This is a genomic window from Paracoccus sp. L-17, assembly GCF_056857655.1.
This window is the reverse complement of the sequence record NZ_JBSXNM010000037.1, coordinates 1-14,915: the sequence shown is the minus strand read 5'-3', so window position 1 is coordinate 14,915 and position 14,915 is coordinate 1. Positions and strand designations below refer to the sequence as shown.

Here is a 14,915-nt window from a genome sequence, read left to right as displayed (position 1 = left end):
ACAACAGACGCTTGCTGGAACCCATCGGTAACATCCCGCCAGCAGAGGCCGAGGCAAACTTCTATGCCGCTCTGGAAAGATCAGACATGGCCGCGTAACTAAGACAAATCAGCCTCCGGAAAACCCGGCGCGGTTCAAACGTCCGACTTATGCGGGCTATGTCGAAGCGCCGAATTGGGGCGTGTCCCTGCGCAAGGGCTTCCATGAGGCGCTGATCGACTACGCCACGCATGAGCGTGTGCTGGCGCGGCTGCGCAGCACGTTGCAGGCCCCGGCACGCAAGGACATCAACGAGGATTTCCCGCTGCGGGGATTTGTGCTGTGCGACGATTGCGGCGAGCCGATGACCTCCTGCTGGTCAAAAGGCCGGAACAGGCATTACGCCTACTACCTTTGCGATACGCCGGATTGCGCCTCCCGCCGCAAGTCGATCCCCCGTGCGGAGATCGAGGACGGGGCGCGGGCGATTATGCGTTCCCTGCAACCCGCCAGCCAGCTTTTCGAGGTGGCGCGGGTGATGTTCCGCGACCTGTGGAACGCGAGGCTGGAAGAGGCCAGAAGCAGCCGCCAGACGCTGGCCGATCAGCTCAAGGCGCTTGAAAAGCATATCGACGGTCTGCTTGACCGGATCGTGAATACCGACAGCCCGTCCGTGGCCGCCGCCTATGAGCAGCGCATCGAAAAGCTGGAACGTGAGAAGCGGATATTGGCGGATCGGATCGAGAATGCCGTGCCGCCGCCGGGCAGGCTGAACGAATTTATCGAACCGGCCATGCTGTTCCTCTCAAGCCCTTGGAAACTCTACGATAAAGGGGAGTTTACGCTCAAGCGGACAGTGCTGAAACTGGCCTTCGCGGCACCGCTGCGCTACAATCGGAAAGAAGGTTATCGAACCGCGAAAATCACCTTTCCGTTCAAGGTGTTAGCGGATTTTTTAAACCATAAGTGCGGTTTGGTGGAGCCAAGGGGAGTCGAACCCCTGACCTCTTGAATGCCATTCAAGCGCTCTACCAACTGAGCTATGGCCCCACCGGAGGTCTGCGCGGGCGCTGCTTTGCGCTTGCGTGGGGCGGTCTATAGGGGCGCGCCGAAGAGGGTGCAAGTGGAAAATTCGCCGGGCCGGTCCGAAATCCCGAGGTAATCCGGTGGCAGGCCGCGACAGGGAAAAGGACGGGATGCAAGATCCCGTCCTGCGCGTGTTCGATCGCCCTGAACGACTATTTGTCACGACCCAGAACCGCATCCGCGCTGAGCGGGCCGGGGCCGGCGAAGACCAGGTAGAGGAATACGAAGGAATACAGGATCGCCGGATCGCCCCCGTTCAGGGCCGGAAACGGACCCTGCGGCGCATGGGCGATCCAGTAGGCGACCGCCATCAGGCCGGACAGCAGAAAGGCCACCGGACGGGTGAACAATCCGACGATCAGCAGCGCGCCGCCAACCAACTCCATGATGCCCGAAATCCAGGGAAGCGAGAGGGCAGGGGGATTCAGGTTGCTGGCCGGGAAGCCGAGAATCTTCTGTGTGCCATGGGCGAAGAACGTCAGCGCGCTGACAATGCGCAGAACGCTGCGCATCAGCGGCGCATAGGCGTTGAGGGCCATCGGGATATCCTTGGTCGGGGCAGGGCAAGAAGGGCCGGCCCCGCAGCCGGCCCCCGCAATCGCATCAGTCCTCGTCGTCGTCCGAGACGTCGGCGATATCGTCCAGCGACACGTCGCCGTCGTCGTCCTCCTCTTCCAGCAGGTCGTCGTCCAGATCGCCGCTGTCGCTGTCGATGTCGTCCTCTTCCTCGGCGGCCTCGCTCGTGTCGCGCGAGGCGGCCTTTTCCGGAACCAGCGTCTTGCCGCGTCCATCGGTCAGGCTTTCCAGCGTGAACTGGGCCCCGCAGGCCGGACAGGTCATCGGATCGTTCTGCAAATCGTAAAAGCGCGTTGCGCAATGCGGGCACAGGCGTTTCGTGCCCCATTCCTCTTTGGGCATGGCATTCTCCTTCCGCCGCGTTTAGGGAAATCGGTGGTCCCCCTGCCACAGCGCCAGAGGGGTGTCAAAGGCTTTTCTGACAGGCCCCGCGCGGCGTTGCAAGCTGCGCGCCGGCCGGTCGGGCAGAAGGGGCGGGACATGGCCGCAAGCATCCGGATCGAGGACGGCCTGCACGTCCTTCTGCGCCGCTCGGCGCGGGCGCGGCGCATGATTCTGCGGGTGCCGCGCGATGGTGGTGCGCCGGTGCTGACGCTGCCCAGTCACATCCCCGAGGCCGAGGGGCGCGCCTTCTTGGAATCGCGGCTCGACTGGCTGCGCGGGGCCAGCGGGCGCGTGCCGCAGCCTCAGCGGGTTCAGATCGGGACGGCCTTTCCGATCGAGGGCCGGAGACTGATCCTGACCCCTGCACAGACCCGTCTTGCCCGGATCGAGGGCGATCGCCTGATGCTGCCTGCCAACCGACCGGCCGGACCCGTCGTTCAAGCCTTCGTGAAACATCTGGCCCATCAGCGTCTGGGATCGGCCTGCGACCGCCATGCCGCGCGGCTGGGCAGGCCGTTCCGCGCCATCGTCCTGCGTGACACACGATCACGCTGGGGCAGTTGCACCTCGGACGGACGGATCATGTTCTCGTGGCGGCTGGCGATGGCCCCGCCCGAGGTGCTGGATTACGTCGCCGCCCACGAAGTCGCGCATCTGGCGCATATGGATCACTCGCCCCGGTTCTGGGCCGCGGTCGAGGCGCTGAAGCCCGGTTACGGGACCTGTCGGGCCTGGCTGCGGCGTCATGGCGGCGATCTGCTGATCTGGCGCTTCGATTCGGTCTGATCGGCCTGCCAGGTGGGATTGACGGGCGGGATTGACGGGCGGCGCATTTGTGATCACAAGGCGCGCATGACCCCGTCCCGATCGTCCGACCCCGCCGCGCATGAGCGGCTTTATCGCAGCCTCCGCAGCCGGATCATGCTGGGCGAATTGCCGCCCGGCAAGCCGCTGACCCTGCGCGGAATCGCGCAGGAATACCATCTGTCGATGACCCCCGCGCGCGAGGCGGTGCGGCGCCTTGTGGCCGAGGGCGCGCTGAGTCTGTCGGGCTCGGGCCGCGTCACCACGCCGGCGCTGTCGGATGACCGGATCGAGGAACTTGCCGCCCTGCGCGCCCTGATCGAGCCGGAACTGGCGGCCCGCGCCCTGCCGAGGGCGCATCTTGCGCTGATCGACCGGTTGGCACAGATGAATGCTCGCATCGCCGATGCCGTCGAACGCCACGATTCGGTGGGTTACATCCGCTGCAACCTGGATTTTCACCGGATGCTGTATCTGCGCGCGCAGGCCCCGGCGATGCTGGCCATGCTGGAGACGATCTGGCTGCAACTGGGGCCGACCATGCGGGCGCTCTATGGCCGGGTGAAACGGCAGGAGCCGCCGCGCCATCACCGCATGATCCTGGCCGCGCTGCGCGCCGGCGATGAACCCGCCTTGCGGCTGGCGGTGCGCGCCGACGTCACCCGTGGGTTGCGGCACCTGACAGCGGCGTGATCCTTCACGCCCCGCAGGTCGCCCGATTCCGTCCCTGCCGGTCGATCAGCCCGGCGGCAGCCCCAGCGACGGCATGTTGCGATTGGCCATCGTCAGCAGGGCCGAGGGAATGATGCGGCTGTATTTCGTCCCGTCGATCGCGGCACCGGCGATCAGCCCGGACTGGCCGAAGATCATCGCCACGACCGGATATTGCGCGGTGATCGTATCGGCCCCCAGCGACATGCCCCCGGCGGGCACCGCGTAATAGGCATCGGCGCCCGCGACCCAGCCCGGAGCGGCGCGGAAAGCGGCCAGCGCCGCGTCGGTCTGGAAGATCAGAACATGGGCGTATTGCTGCGCGCCGGCCTGAAAGCCGACGCTGGCCTGCGTCGCGGAATAGTAATCCACCGTCGCATCGCCGATCCGCAGCGCGCCCTGGCCATAGGCGCCGCCGACGCCAAGCGCGGCCTCGGTCATCAGCGGCATGTAAAGCACACCGCGCGCATTCTCGACCATCGGCGCGGCGGCGGGATAGGTCTGCAGCAGATATTGTCGGGTCGCATCGACACGCGCATCCAGTTGTGCGGCCGCATCCGTGCCCACCGCATTGCTGCAGCCGCCCAGCGTGGCCGTGGCCAGAACCGCGCCCGCGCTCAGCAGCAGGGTGCGGCGCGTCATCAAGTGCATGGTTGTCATTGTCTCTTGCCTCGTCGCATTATGGCCGTCATGGCGCGGCCTTCGCCGCAAGCCTATGCCATTCGCCGCGCCCTGTCATCGCCGCACTGCACAAGGTGGCGGATTCGGGCGGATGTCCGGCCGTGCGCCGGATTTCCGCCGATCAGCCCGCTTGCGCGGCCAGTTCGGCCATCTGGGGCGCGAAATAGGTCAGGATGCCGTCGCAGCCGGCGCGGCGAAAACACAGCAGGCTTTCCCGCATCGCCTCGCGCGACAGCCAGCCGTTTCGGATCGCGGCCTCCAGCATCGCGTATTCGCCGCTGACCTGATAGGCAAAGGTCGGCGCGCCGAATTCGTCCTTTACCGCGCGGCAGATATCCAGATAGGGCATGCCCGGCTTGACCATCACCATATCCGCGCCCTCGGCCAGATCGCGAGCCACGCAGCGCATCGCCTCGCCCCGGTTGGCGGGATTGACCTGATAGGTCTTCTTGTCGCCGACCAGCCGTCCCGTGGCGCCCACCGCATCGCGGAACGGACCATAGAAGGCGCTGGCGAATTTCGCCGCATAGGACAGGATCGCCACGTTCTTGTGGCCCTGCGCCTCCAGCGCCGTGCGCAGCGCGCGGATCCGGCCGTCCATCATGTCTGAAGGACCCAGGATGTCGGCCCCGGCCTCGGCCTGGACCAGTGCCATCCTGACCAGCGCCTCGACCGTTTCGTCGTTCAGGATCTCGCCATCCACGACGATGCCGTCATGGCCATTGGCGTTATAAGGATCCAGTGCGATATCGGTCATCACGGCAAGATCGGGTACCGCCTCCTTGACCGCGCGGATCGCGCGGTTGCCGATATTGTCGGGATCCCAGGCGCGTTCGCAGCTTTCCGTCTTCAGGTCCTGATCCGAATGGGGAAAGATGCAGATCGCCGGAATGCCCAGGCGGGCGGCGCGTTCCGCAGCGCGCCGCGCGCCGTCCAGTGTCAGCCGCTCGACCCCGGGCATGGATGCGATCTCGCCCTCGGCGCCGGCGACCTCGGTGACGAAGATCGGCCAGATCAGGTTGGCGGATGTCAGGTTGGTCTCGGCGACCATGGCGCGAAGGCCGGGCGTTCGGCGCAGGCGGCGCAGGCGCGAAGCGGGGAAGGGGGCGATGATCGGGCTGGCCATGGCGGGGTCCTTTCGCGGCGGCGGCCGGGAAAGGCAACTGCTTTCCCTTCCCGCGCGCCCGTTCTAAGGTCGCGCGCAGCCAAGGACAAGGAAGGCGCGGACGTGCCGCAATTCGACGGATTGATCAGCTTTCTCGACAGCCGCTCTTTCGGGTCCATCTGGTTCTGGCTGGCTCTGGTCGGGATGTGGTCGGCCACCGGCCGCAACGTGATCGGCGTCCCGGTCGAGGTGCTGGCCGCTGCCCGTCGCGCTTCGGTCCGCGATGCCTCCGAAGAAGGGCTGGCCGCGATCACGCTGCTGGACTGGCTGTCGCTGACCCTGCCGCGATGGCAGCTTGGCAGGCGCGAGGGCGCGATCGTGTCGGGCGTGACCACGTTTCTGCTGACTTCGCTGGCCATTCTGGGCTTTGGCTACGGGCTGGAGATGGCGCAGGCTTTGGCGCTGCTGATGGCGCCGTTCATGGCGCTGTTCTGGATGCGCGTCCGCTTGGCGCGGCGGCTGATCCCGCTGTTGCAGGCAGGGCAGGCGGGCGAGACCCCCATCGCAGATGTCGCCGCCGGGGCGGTCCGGCTGATGAACCGGCACCGCCGCCTGGTCCTTCTGCTGTCGGTCGTGTCGGTCGCGGCGACCGCGCTTTGGGGCGCGCTCTGGGCGCTGGTTCACCCCAACGGGCTGTGACGCTTGACTCCGCGGCGCGGCGCTTTACCTGACGGGCCATGTCCGAACAACTGACCCTTTCCGGCGCCCCCGAGGGCTATGATGCCGCCCTGATCGCCCGCGAGGCCGCGCAATCCGGCACTGGCGCGGCCGTGATCCACATCGCCCGCGACGACCGCCGGATGCAGGCGATGCGCGCGGCCCTGGCCTTCCTTGCGCCCGCCCTGCCGGTGCTGGACTTTCCGGCCTGGGACACAACGCCCTATGACCGGATCTCGCCATCGGCCGATCTTCAGGCGGCACGGATGGCGACGCTGGCGGGGTTGGCGCAGGGCGCGATCAGGGGGCCTTTCGTGCTGCTGACCACGCTGAACGCCGCGATGCAGCGGGTGCCGCCGCGGGATCTGGTGGCGGGGGCCAGTTTCTCGGCCCGCGTCGGTCAGCGAATCGACGAGGCCGCCTTGCGCGACTTCCTGGTCCGGATGGGGTTCGTGCAATCGCCAACGGTGACCGAGCCGGGCGATTACGCAGTCCGGGGCGGCATCATCGACATCTTTCCGCCCGGCGAATCCGGTCCCGTCCGGCTGGACCTGTTCGGCGATGTGCTGGACGGCGCGCGCCGGTTCGACCCCGAAACCCAGCGGACCACCGAAAAGCTGAGCCGGGTCGAGATTGCGCCCATGTCCGAGGTGATCCTGGACGAGCCGTCGATCACCCGGTTTCGACAGAGTTACCGCGCAGAATATGGCGGCGGCACCAGCGATCCGCTGTATGAAGGCGTCAGCGCCGGCCGCAAGATGGCCGGAATGGAACATTGGCTGCCCTGGTTCCACGACCGGATGGAAAGCCTGTTCGACTATCTGCCCGCCGCATCCGTCGTTCTGGACGACCATCTGGGGCAGGTGGCCCTTGCGCGGCGCGAGATGATCCGCGAACAATTCGAGGCCCGCCGCGCCGCGCTGGCGGCCAAGGGGCGCAGCGACACGGTCTACAAGCCCGTGCCCCCCGATCTGATCTTTCCGCCCGAGACGGAATGGGCCGGCTGGCTGGACGCGCACCGGGTGCTGCGCCTGTCGGTGCTGGCGCAGCCGCCCGGGCCGGGCATTCTGGATGCCGGCGGCCGTCCCGGGCGCAATTTCGCGCCGGAACGCCAGTCTGAAAATCTCAACCTGTTCAAGGTTCTGGCCGATCATATAAAGGCATTATCGAAAGATCATCGTGTGATCGTGGCCAGTTTTTCGGATGGCGCGCGGGACCGTCTGGCCGGCCTGCTGGCCGATGAGGGACTGACCGGCGCCAGGGAGATCGGCGATATTCGTGATCTGCCGGAAAGCGCCGGTGCGCTCGGGCTGGCGGTGTGGCCGCTGGACGAGGGTTTCGTGGCCGAAGGTCGGGCGCTTGGGCCGATCGCCGTGATTTCGGAACAGGACGTGCTGGGCGACAGGCTGATCCGGGGCGCGAAAAAACGCCGCAAGGCCGAGAATTTCTTGCAAGACACGACCAGCCTGACGCCCGGCGATCTGGTCGTCCATGTCGAACATGGCATCGGGCGCTATACCGGGCTTGAGACGATCAAGGCCGCCGGCGTGCCGCATGATTGCGTGGCGCTGGAATATGCGGGCGGGGACCGGCTGTTCCTGCCGGTCGAGAATATCGAATTGCTGTCGCGCTATGGCCACGAGGAAGGTCTGCTGGACCGTCTGGGCGGCGGCGCGTGGCAGGCCCGCAAGGCGAAACTGAAAGAACGGATCAAGCTGATCGCGGACAAGCTGATGCGCGTGGCCGCCGAACGCCTGCTGCGTCCCGCCCCGGTGCTGGAGCCCGAGGACCACGATTGGCAGGCCTTTGCCGCGCGTTTCCCCTATAGCGAGACGGACGACCAGCAGGCCGCAATCGAGGACGTGGCCGCGGATCTGGCCGCGGGCCGGCCGATGGACCGGCTGATCGTCGGCGATGTGGGCTTCGGCAAGACCGAGGTCGCGATGCGCGCGGCCTTCATCGCCGCAAGCCAGGGAATGCAGGTGGCGGTGGTCGCGCCGACCACGCTGCTGGCGCGGCAGCATTTCAGGACCTTCGCGGACCGTTTCCGGGGCAGTGCGATCGTCGTCCGCCCGCTGTCGCGTTTTGTCGGTGCGAAGGATGCCGCGAAGACCCGCGAGGGGCTGTCCGATGGCAGCGTCGATATCGTGGTGGGCACCCATGCGGTGCTGGCCAAGGGGGTGCGGTTCAAGCGGCTGGGTTTGCTGATCATCGACGAGGAACAGCATTTCGGCGTCGCCCACAAGGAACGGCTGAAGGAACTGCGCAGCGACATCCATGTCCTGACCCTGACCGCCACGCCGATCCCGCGCACCTTGCAATTGTCGCTGACGGGCGTGCGCGACCTGTCGGTGATCGGCACGCCGCCGGTCGACCGGCTTGCGATCCGCACCTATGTCAGCGAATTCGACAGCGTGACCATCCGCGAGGCGCTGCTGCGCGAGAAATATCGCGGCGGGCAAAGCTTTTTCGTCGTGCCGCGCCTGTCGGACCTGCCCGATGTCGAACATTGGCTGGCCGAAAACGTGCCCGAAATCCGCTTCATCGTCGCCCATGGCCAGCTTGCCGCCGGCGATCTGGATCAGCGGATGAACGCCTTCTACGACGGCAGCCATGATGTGCTGCTGGCCACGAGCATCGTGGAATCGGGGCTGGATATCCCGACTGCAAACACGATGATCGTCTGGCGGGCGGACATGTTCGGGCTGGCGCAACTGTATCAGATCCGGGGGCGCGTCGGGCGATCCAAGACCCGCGCCTATTGCTATCTGACGACCACGCCGCGCGCGCCGCTGACCCCGCAGGCGCTGCGGCGGCTGAAATTCCTGGGTGCGATCGACGGCCTGGGCGCGGGGTTCAACATCGCCTCTCAGGATCTGGATCTGCGTGGGGCGGGCAATCTGCTGGGCGAGGAACAATCCGGCCATATCAGGGAGGTGGGCTTCGAACTCTACCAGCAGATGCTGGAGGAAACCATCGCCAAGCTGAAGTCGGGCGAGATCGAGGGCACGCCCGAGGACGAATGGGCGCCGACGCTGAACCTGGGTGTGCCGGTGACGATCCCCGAAAGCTATGTTCCCGATCTCGACGTGCGGCTGGGCCTCTATCGCCGCCTCGCCAGCCTGACCACCAAGGTCGAGCTGGAAGGCTTCGCGGCCGAGCTGATCGACCGTTTCGGGGCGCTTCCGCGCGAGGTGAACACGCTGCTTCTGGTCATTCGCATCAAGGCGATGGCGAAACGTGCCTGTATCGCGCGCCTGGATGCGGGGCCCAAGGGCGCCACGGTGCAGTTCCATGACGACAAGTTCCCCAATCCGGCCGGGCTGGTCGAATTCCTGACCGATCAGCACGGACAGGCAAAGGTGGACGGCAACAAGATCGTCATCCGCCGCGACTGGTCCTCGGATGCGGACCGCATCAAGGGGGCCTTCGGCATCGCCCGCGATCTGGCCCAGAAGGCCAGGGCGGCAAGGTGATCCGCTTCGATCACGGTCCCTTGCCGGGCGGGACGATCTTCGAGGCCCCGCAAGCCGTGATCCGCGCCGATACGGCGGCGGGCGTGATCCCGGCCCTCGCCGCCATCGAATCCGCGCGGGCGCGCGGCCGTTGGTTGGCGGGGTATTTCTCTTATGAGCTGGGCTATGTCCTGGATCCGAAACTGGCGCCGCTGATGCCTGCGGGCCGCGCCATGCCGCTGATCCTGATCGGCGTGTTCGACGGCCCGCGCCCGGCACTGCCTTTGCCCGCCCCCGGCGGGGCGATCGGCGCGCCGCGGCCCTTGTGGTCGCGGGATCGCTATGACCGGGCGATCGCTGCGACCCATCGCTATATCGAGGCGGGCGATTGCTATCAGGTCAACCTGACCTTCCCGATGGAGGCGCGGGCGACGGGCGATCCGCTGGCGCTGTATTCGGCGCTGGCCGCGCGGCAGCCGGTGGGCGAGGGGGCCTTTGTCGATCTGGGCGGGCCGGTGGTGCTGTCGCGCAGCCCGGAGCTGTTCTTTGCCGCCGATGCCGCGGGCCGGATCGAGACGCGACCGATGAAGGGCACGGCCCCGCGCGGCGCGACCCCGGCCGGGGATGCGCAGGCCGCGGCCCGTCTGGCCGGCTCGGAGAAGGACCGGGCCGAGAACCTGATGATCGTGGACCTTTTGCGCAACGACATCAGCCGGGTTTGCCTGCCGGGCAGCGTCCATGTCCCGGACCTGTTCCGGATCGAGCCCTATGCGACGCTGCATCAGATGACCTCGACCGTGGCGGGCCGGCTTGCGCCCGGCACCAGCCTGACCGATATCCTGTGCGCGCTGTTTCCCTGCGGCTCGGTCACGGGCGCGCCGAAGATCCGCGCGATGCAGATCATCGCCGAGCTGGAACGGGCGCCGCGCGATGTCTATTGTGGCGCCATCGGCTGGGTCGATCCGGCCGGGCCGATGCGTTTCAGCGTCGCCATCCGATCGCCGGTCATGACGCAACCGGGCCTGTTGCGGCTGAATGTCGGCGGCGGCATCACCCATGACAGCCGCGCCGGTTCCGAATGGGAGGAAGCTCTTTGCAAATCCGCATTCCTCGACCTGTCCCCGAAAAGCTGAGCGTGATCGAGACGATGCGGGCCGAAGATGGCCGCATCGCGCTGTGGTCCCTGCATCGGGACCGGATGCGGCGCGATTGCGCGGCCGTCGGTTTTGCCGTGGACGAAGATGCGCTGGCGGCGCGGCTGGCAGGGATCCCGCGTCGTGGCGTGCTGCGCCTGCGCCTGACCGTCGATGCGTCGGGGACCGGGCTGACGCATCAGCCGCTGGCGCCGAACCCGGATTTCTGGCGGGCGGTCGTCTCGGATATCCGGCTGGACAGCGCCGATCCGTGGCTGCGGATCAAGTCCTCGCACCGCCCGGCCTATGATGCGGCGCGCCGGGCGATGCCCGCGGGCTGCGACGAGGCGGTCCTGCTCAATGAACGCGGCCAGGTCTGCGAGGGCACGATCACCAGCATCTTCCTGCGTCGGGGCGATCGGCTGCTGACCCCGCCCTTGTCCTGCGGGCTGCTGCCCGGTGTGCTGCGCGCATCGCTGCTGTCTTCGGGCCGCGCCCATGAGGCCGTCCTGCACGCGGATGATCTGCACCGGGGCGATCTCTTTTGTGGCAACGCGCTGCGCGGGCTGATTCCGCTGCGCCTCGCGCGCTGAAGGCCCGGCCACTTGTTCCCGTCCCGCCCCCGCGTTATCTGTCGCGCCTGAATTCCAGGGGGTTCTGCCATGCGCGCCGAGACGCAGTCCACAATCGACACGATCCGCAGATCGCTGAGCCTGCTGGGTCAGCGGCTGGACTGGCAGACCGCGCCGCACCGTCTGGAAGAGATGAACGCCATGATCGAGGATGGCGATCTGTGGTCCGATCCGGCGCGCGCGCAGAAGCTGATGCGCGAGCGGCAGGCCCTGTCCGATGCGATCGAGACCTATCGCCGGATCGAGGGCGATCTGTCGGCGAATGCAGAGATGGTCGAACTGGCCGAGGCAGAGGGCGATGCCGATCTGGTCGCCGAGGCCGAGGCGAACCTGAAATCGCTGGCCGAACTGGCCCGGCAGAAAGAGCTTGAGGCGCTGCTGAACGGCGAGGCGGATGGCAATGACACCTTTCTGGAAATCAACGCAGGCGCGGGCGGCACGGAAAGCTGCGACTGGGCCGCGATGCTGGCGCGGATGTATGTCCGCTGGGCCGAGAAGAAGGGCTATGAGGTCGACCTTCTGTCCGAGACCGGCGGCGACGAGGCGGGCATCCGAAGCGCCGCCTACAAGATCAGCGGGCGCAACGCCTATGGCTGGCTGAAATCCGAAAGCGGCGTGCACCGGCTGGTCCGCATCAGCCCCTATGACAGCGCGGCCAGGCGGCATACCTCGTTCTCGTCGGTCTGGGTCTATCCGGTCGTGGACGACAATATCGAGATCACCGTGCCCGACAACGAAATCCGCATCGACACCTATCGGTCCTCGGGCGCGGGCGGGCAGCATGTGAACACGACCGACTCGGCGGTGCGGATCACCCACCTGCCGACCGGGATCGTCGTGACCAGTTCGGAAAAATCGCAGCACCAGAACCGCGCCAACGCCATGGCAGCGCTGAAGGCGCGGTTGTATCAGATGGAACTGGATCGTCGCAACGCCGAGGTCAACGCCCAGCACGCGGCCAAGGGCGAGGCCGGCTGGGGCAATCAGATCCGCTCCTACGTGCTGCATCCCTACCAGATGGTCAAGGATCTGCGCACCTCGGAAGAGACCAGCGACACACAGGGCGTTCTGGACGGCGATCTGGACGCCTTCATGGCGGCGACGCTGGCGCTGGATGTCGCGGGCAAGACCCGGGCCGAGGCGCAGTCCGACGATTGATCCCGCCGGCGTCGAAGCCGCGCTTCGCCGGGATCAGGCCGAAAGAAGCCTTCGCGCGGCTTGCGGCCGCCCCGGCGTCAGGGTTTGATCGCGGCGCGACAAGGCGGGGGATGCGGATGCAGAAGCGGCAACTGGGGCAGAATGGTCCGATGGTGGGGGCGGTGGCCCTTGGGACGATGAATTTCTGCGGCACCTATGGCGAGACGACACAGGATCAGGCCCTGCGCTGCATGGCGGAATGTCTGGACCTGGGCGTCGATCATTTCGACACGTCGAATGTCTACGGAATGGGCCGGGCCGAGGATTTGCTGTCGCGGTTTCTCAAGCATCACCGCCACCGGGTCGTTCTGGCCAGCAAATGCGGGATCACCCGCAATCCCGATCACCCTTTCGACAATTCCGCGGACCACATGCGGCAGGCGCTGGAAGATTCGCTGCGGCGGCTGGGGGTCGAGCGGATCGATCTCTATTACTTGCACCGCCACGAAGTCGCGCGCCCCATCGAGGAGGTGATGCAGGTGTTGCTGCGGTTCCGCGACGAGGGCAAGATCGGTGCCGTGGGATTGTCCGAGGTTTCGCCCGCGACATTGCAGAGGGCGCGGGCGGTGGGGCCGGTCGCGGCGGTGCAGTCGGAATATTCGCTGTGGACGCGGCAGGTGGAACTGGGGATGTTGCAGGCGACGGGTCGCGGCGATGCGGCCCTTGTCGCGTTTTCGGCCTTGGGACGCGGCGTGTTGTCCGGCGCCATCCCCGATCCCGCGACATTCGGCAAGACCGATCTGAGGCAGGCGATGCCGCGCTTTTCGGCCGAGAACTGGCCGCATAATCTGGTCAGGCTGCGAGCGTTTCAGGACTTCGCTCGCGATATCGGCCATGATCCGGCAAGCCTCGCGATTGCCTGGCTCTTGTCGCGCGGACCGCATGTCATCGCGCTGCCCGGATCGCGCAGTCCCGATCACATGCGCGCCAACGCCCTTGGCGCGACGCTGGATCTGACGCCGGATCAGATCGCCCGGATCGACCAGATCCTGCCGGTCGGCTGGGCGCACGGCGCGCGCTACGGTCCCGCCATGTCCAACGGACCGCAAGCCTATTGCTGAGCGCGGCGGCCCCCCGCTGGCCGGATCGCGTGGCTGGCTGGCGGCCCCGATCCATGGCCGTCGCGCGGATGACCCGGCCTTCACGGCAGGGATTGCGGCGGTGGCGGCAGCCAATCCGGCCGGACAAGGCCGGACTTGCGCCGGGATCGGGCTTGGTTATGCTGCGGGTGCGAAATGGCGGATCGTGGCATGAAAGAGACAAGCATCAATCTGGCCCTTCAGGGCGGAGGCGCCCATGGGGCCTTCGCCTGGGGCGTCCTGGACCGGCTGCTGGACGAGGATTGGCTGCGCATCGCGGGGATCAGCGGCACCTCGGCCGGGGCGCTGAACGGGGCCGCGCTCAAGGCCGGCATGTCGGCGCATTCGGGACCCGCCGGCAGGCTCGCCGCCCGGCGCAACCTGGACTACCTGTGGTCCGAGGTCGGGCAGCTTTCCGACAACCGCCTGGTTCGCTGGATGAATTCGCTGATGCCGATGCCGCGCGGAATGCACCGCCTGACCGAGATGTTCTCGCCCGCCGCATGGCTGGACAATCTGACCCGCATTTTCAGCCCCTATGATTACGGACCTTTCTACGTCAATCCGCTGGGGCCGGTGTTGCGCGAATTGCCGCATCGCGATTTCGGCAACAGGCGGGGCCCCGAACTGTTCGTCGCCGCCACCAATGTCCGCACCGGTCGCATCCGGGTCTTTACCGGCGAGGCGGTGACGCCCGACGCGGTGATGGCATCGGCCTGCCTGCCGAACCTGTTCCGCGCGGTCGAGATCCGCGATCCGGCCACTGGCAAGCTGGATGCGTTCTGGGATGGCGGCTTCACCGGCAATCCGGCGCTGTTTCCATTCTATCAGCCGCGCTTTCCGCGTGACATCGTGATCGTCAACATCAATCCGCTGATGCGCGACGGGGTGCCGAAGACACCGGTCGAGATCGCCGATCGGGTCAACGAGATCAGCTTCAACTCGTCGCTGATGGCGCAGCTTCGCGCCATCAACTTCGTCAAGAAGCTGCACCAGGAGGATCGGCTGCACGATCGCGTCATGGCCAATCCGCTGATCCACATGATCCTGGACGACACGCTGATGAATGACCTGACCGCGCGGTCCAAGATGATGCCCGCGCCCGGCCTTCTGGCGCGGATGAAAGAGGCTGGACAGGCCGCCGCCGACGGATTTCTCGATGAACATGGCGATGCCCTGGGCGATCGCGACACGGTCGATCTGCGGGCGCTGTTCGCGGGATCCGAGGTCGTGGGCTAGTACTACAGTTGCGCATTACGATGACTTCTGATTCAATTTCCCAAACGAATGGGGGATTTGGCGGATGTCGGTGTCTGAATGGGCTGCGGCGGCATTGGATTGGCGCAGTGCGCTTGATGGGCTGAAGGCGTTCATTG

At 66.6% G+C, this 14,915-nt stretch carries 13 protein-coding genes, 1 tRNA gene and 1 pseudogene; 10 read left to right on the top strand and 5 right to left on the bottom strand.

Translation table 11 applies throughout. From position 1 onward, the window contains the following. Positions 1 to 181: 181 nt before the first annotated feature. Positions 182 to 442 (top strand): annotated as a pseudogene (locus AC13CR_RS09425) (recombinase zinc ribbon domain-containing protein); the annotation flags it as partial. A gap of 511 nt (positions 443 to 953) precedes the next feature. On the opposite strand, the gene AC13CR_RS09420 reads toward AC13CR_RS09425, so the two are convergent. The 3 genes from AC13CR_RS09420 to AC13CR_RS09410 form a co-directional block, all read right to left on the bottom strand. Next, positions 954 to 1,029: transfer RNA gene (locus tag AC13CR_RS09420), tRNA-Ala, on the bottom strand. A gap of 188 nt (positions 1,030 to 1,217) precedes the next feature. Then, positions 1,218 to 1,604 carry a DoxX family protein gene (locus AC13CR_RS09415; RefSeq protein WP_292958918.1) on the bottom strand — a complete coding sequence of 129 codons (387 nt, stop codon included), beginning with the start codon at positions 1,602 to 1,604 and terminating at the stop codon, positions 1,218 to 1,220. A 64-nt stretch (positions 1,605 to 1,668) separates the two neighbouring features. Continuing rightward, positions 1,669 to 1,983, bottom strand: coding sequence for a TIGR02300 family protein (locus AC13CR_RS09410; protein ID WP_292958916.1), 315 nt, complete (start codon positions 1,981 to 1,983; stop codon positions 1,669 to 1,671). A gap of 138 nt (positions 1,984 to 2,121) precedes the next feature. On the opposite strand from AC13CR_RS09410, the gene AC13CR_RS09405 reads away from it, so the two are divergent. Beyond that, positions 2,122 to 2,811 (top strand): M48 family metallopeptidase, encoded by a 690-nt coding sequence (locus tag AC13CR_RS09405; RefSeq protein ID WP_292958914.1) that lies wholly within the window; start codon positions 2,122 to 2,124, stop codon positions 2,809 to 2,811. Positions 2,812 to 2,877: 66 nt separating this feature from the next. Further along, positions 2,878 to 3,522 carry a GntR family transcriptional regulator gene (locus tag AC13CR_RS09400; RefSeq protein ID WP_292958912.1) on the top strand — a complete coding sequence of 215 codons (645 nt, stop codon included), beginning with the start codon at positions 2,878 to 2,880 and terminating at the stop codon, positions 3,520 to 3,522. A 45-nt stretch (positions 3,523 to 3,567) separates the two neighbouring features. Here the strand turns inward: AC13CR_RS09400 and AC13CR_RS09395 are convergent, their stop codons facing one another. Next, positions 3,568 to 4,191: a lipid-binding SYLF domain-containing protein gene (locus AC13CR_RS09395; protein WP_292958949.1), complete on the bottom strand. Its 624-nt coding sequence runs from the start codon at positions 4,189 to 4,191 to the stop codon at positions 3,568 to 3,570. Positions 4,192 to 4,342: 151 nt separating this feature from the next. Then, positions 4,343 to 5,347 carry a porphobilinogen synthase gene (gene hemB / locus AC13CR_RS09390; protein WP_292958910.1) on the bottom strand — a complete coding sequence of 335 codons (1,005 nt, stop codon included), beginning with the start codon at positions 5,345 to 5,347 and terminating at the stop codon, positions 4,343 to 4,345. Between the two features lie 102 nt (positions 5,348 to 5,449). Between hemB and AC13CR_RS09385 the strand changes: the two genes are divergently transcribed. From AC13CR_RS09385 to AC13CR_RS09355, 7 genes are all read left to right on the top strand, one after another. After that, positions 5,450 to 6,025 (top strand): hypothetical protein, encoded by a 576-nt coding sequence (locus AC13CR_RS09385; RefSeq protein ID WP_292958908.1) that lies wholly within the window; start codon positions 5,450 to 5,452, stop codon positions 6,023 to 6,025. Positions 6,026 to 6,063: 38 nt separating this feature from the next. Next, a complete protein-coding gene (mfd, locus tag AC13CR_RS09380; RefSeq protein WP_292958906.1) occupies positions 6,064 to 9,519 on the top strand; it encodes a transcription-repair coupling factor in 3,456 nt (1,151 codons plus the stop codon). Then, positions 9,516 to 10,631, top strand: a complete 1,116-nt coding sequence (locus tag AC13CR_RS09375; protein ID WP_335662088.1) for an aminodeoxychorismate synthase component I — start codon at positions 9,516 to 9,518, stop codon at positions 10,629 to 10,631. The genes mfd and AC13CR_RS09375 overlap by 4 nt, the downstream gene beginning before the upstream one ends. A gap of 2 nt (positions 10,632 to 10,633) precedes the next feature. Further along, positions 10,634 to 11,224: an aminotransferase class IV gene (locus AC13CR_RS09370; protein WP_292958904.1), complete on the top strand. Its 591-nt coding sequence runs from the start codon at positions 10,634 to 10,636 to the stop codon at positions 11,222 to 11,224. Between the two features lie 69 nt (positions 11,225 to 11,293). After that, positions 11,294 to 12,421: a peptide chain release factor 2 gene (prfB, locus tag AC13CR_RS09365; RefSeq protein ID WP_292958902.1), complete on the top strand. Its 1,128-nt coding sequence runs from the start codon at positions 11,294 to 11,296 to the stop codon at positions 12,419 to 12,421. A gap of 110 nt (positions 12,422 to 12,531) precedes the next feature. Further along, the gene (locus AC13CR_RS09360; RefSeq protein WP_292958900.1) at positions 12,532 to 13,521 is read left to right on the top strand and encodes an aldo/keto reductase; all 990 of its coding nucleotides are present in this window, start codon (positions 12,532 to 12,534) and stop codon (positions 13,519 to 13,521) included. Positions 13,522 to 13,710: 189 nt separating this feature from the next. Then, positions 13,711 to 14,778: a patatin-like phospholipase family protein gene (locus AC13CR_RS09355; protein ID WP_446233896.1), complete on the top strand. Its 1,068-nt coding sequence runs from the start codon at positions 13,711 to 13,713 to the stop codon at positions 14,776 to 14,778. Positions 14,779 to 14,915 lie beyond the last annotated feature (137 nt).

Bases quoted from the DNA above. Each gene is read 5' to 3' on its own strand.
- AC13CR_RS09410 (WP_292958916.1), bottom strand. From the start codon at position 1,983: ATGCCCAAAGAGGAATGGGGCACGAAACGCCTGTGCCCGCATTGCGCA.
- AC13CR_RS09400 (WP_292958912.1), top strand. From the start codon at position 2,878: ATGACCCCGTCCCGATCGTCCGACCCCGCCGCGCATGAGCGGCTTTAT.
- mfd (WP_292958906.1), top strand. From the start codon at position 6,064: ATGTCCGAACAACTGACCCTTTCCGGCGCCCCCGAGGGCTATGATGCC.
- AC13CR_RS09395 (WP_292958949.1), bottom strand. From the start codon at position 4,191: ATGCACTTGATGACGCGCCGCACCCTGCTGCTGAGCGCGGGCGCGGTT.
- AC13CR_RS09355 (WP_446233896.1), top strand. From the start codon at position 13,711: ATGAAAGAGACAAGCATCAATCTGGCCCTTCAGGGCGGAGGCGCCCAT.
- hemB (WP_292958910.1), bottom strand. From the start codon at position 5,347: ATGGCCAGCCCGATCATCGCCCCCTTCCCCGCTTCGCGCCTGCGCCGC.
- AC13CR_RS09415 (WP_292958918.1), bottom strand. From the start codon at position 1,604: ATGGCCCTCAACGCCTATGCGCCGCTGATGCGCAGCGTTCTGCGCATT.
- AC13CR_RS09405 (WP_292958914.1), top strand. From the start codon at position 2,122: ATGGCCGCAAGCATCCGGATCGAGGACGGCCTGCACGTCCTTCTGCGC.
- prfB (WP_292958902.1), top strand. From the start codon at position 11,294: ATGCGCGCCGAGACGCAGTCCACAATCGACACGATCCGCAGATCGCTG.
- AC13CR_RS09360 (WP_292958900.1), top strand. From the start codon at position 12,532: ATGCGGATGCAGAAGCGGCAACTGGGGCAGAATGGTCCGATGGTGGGG.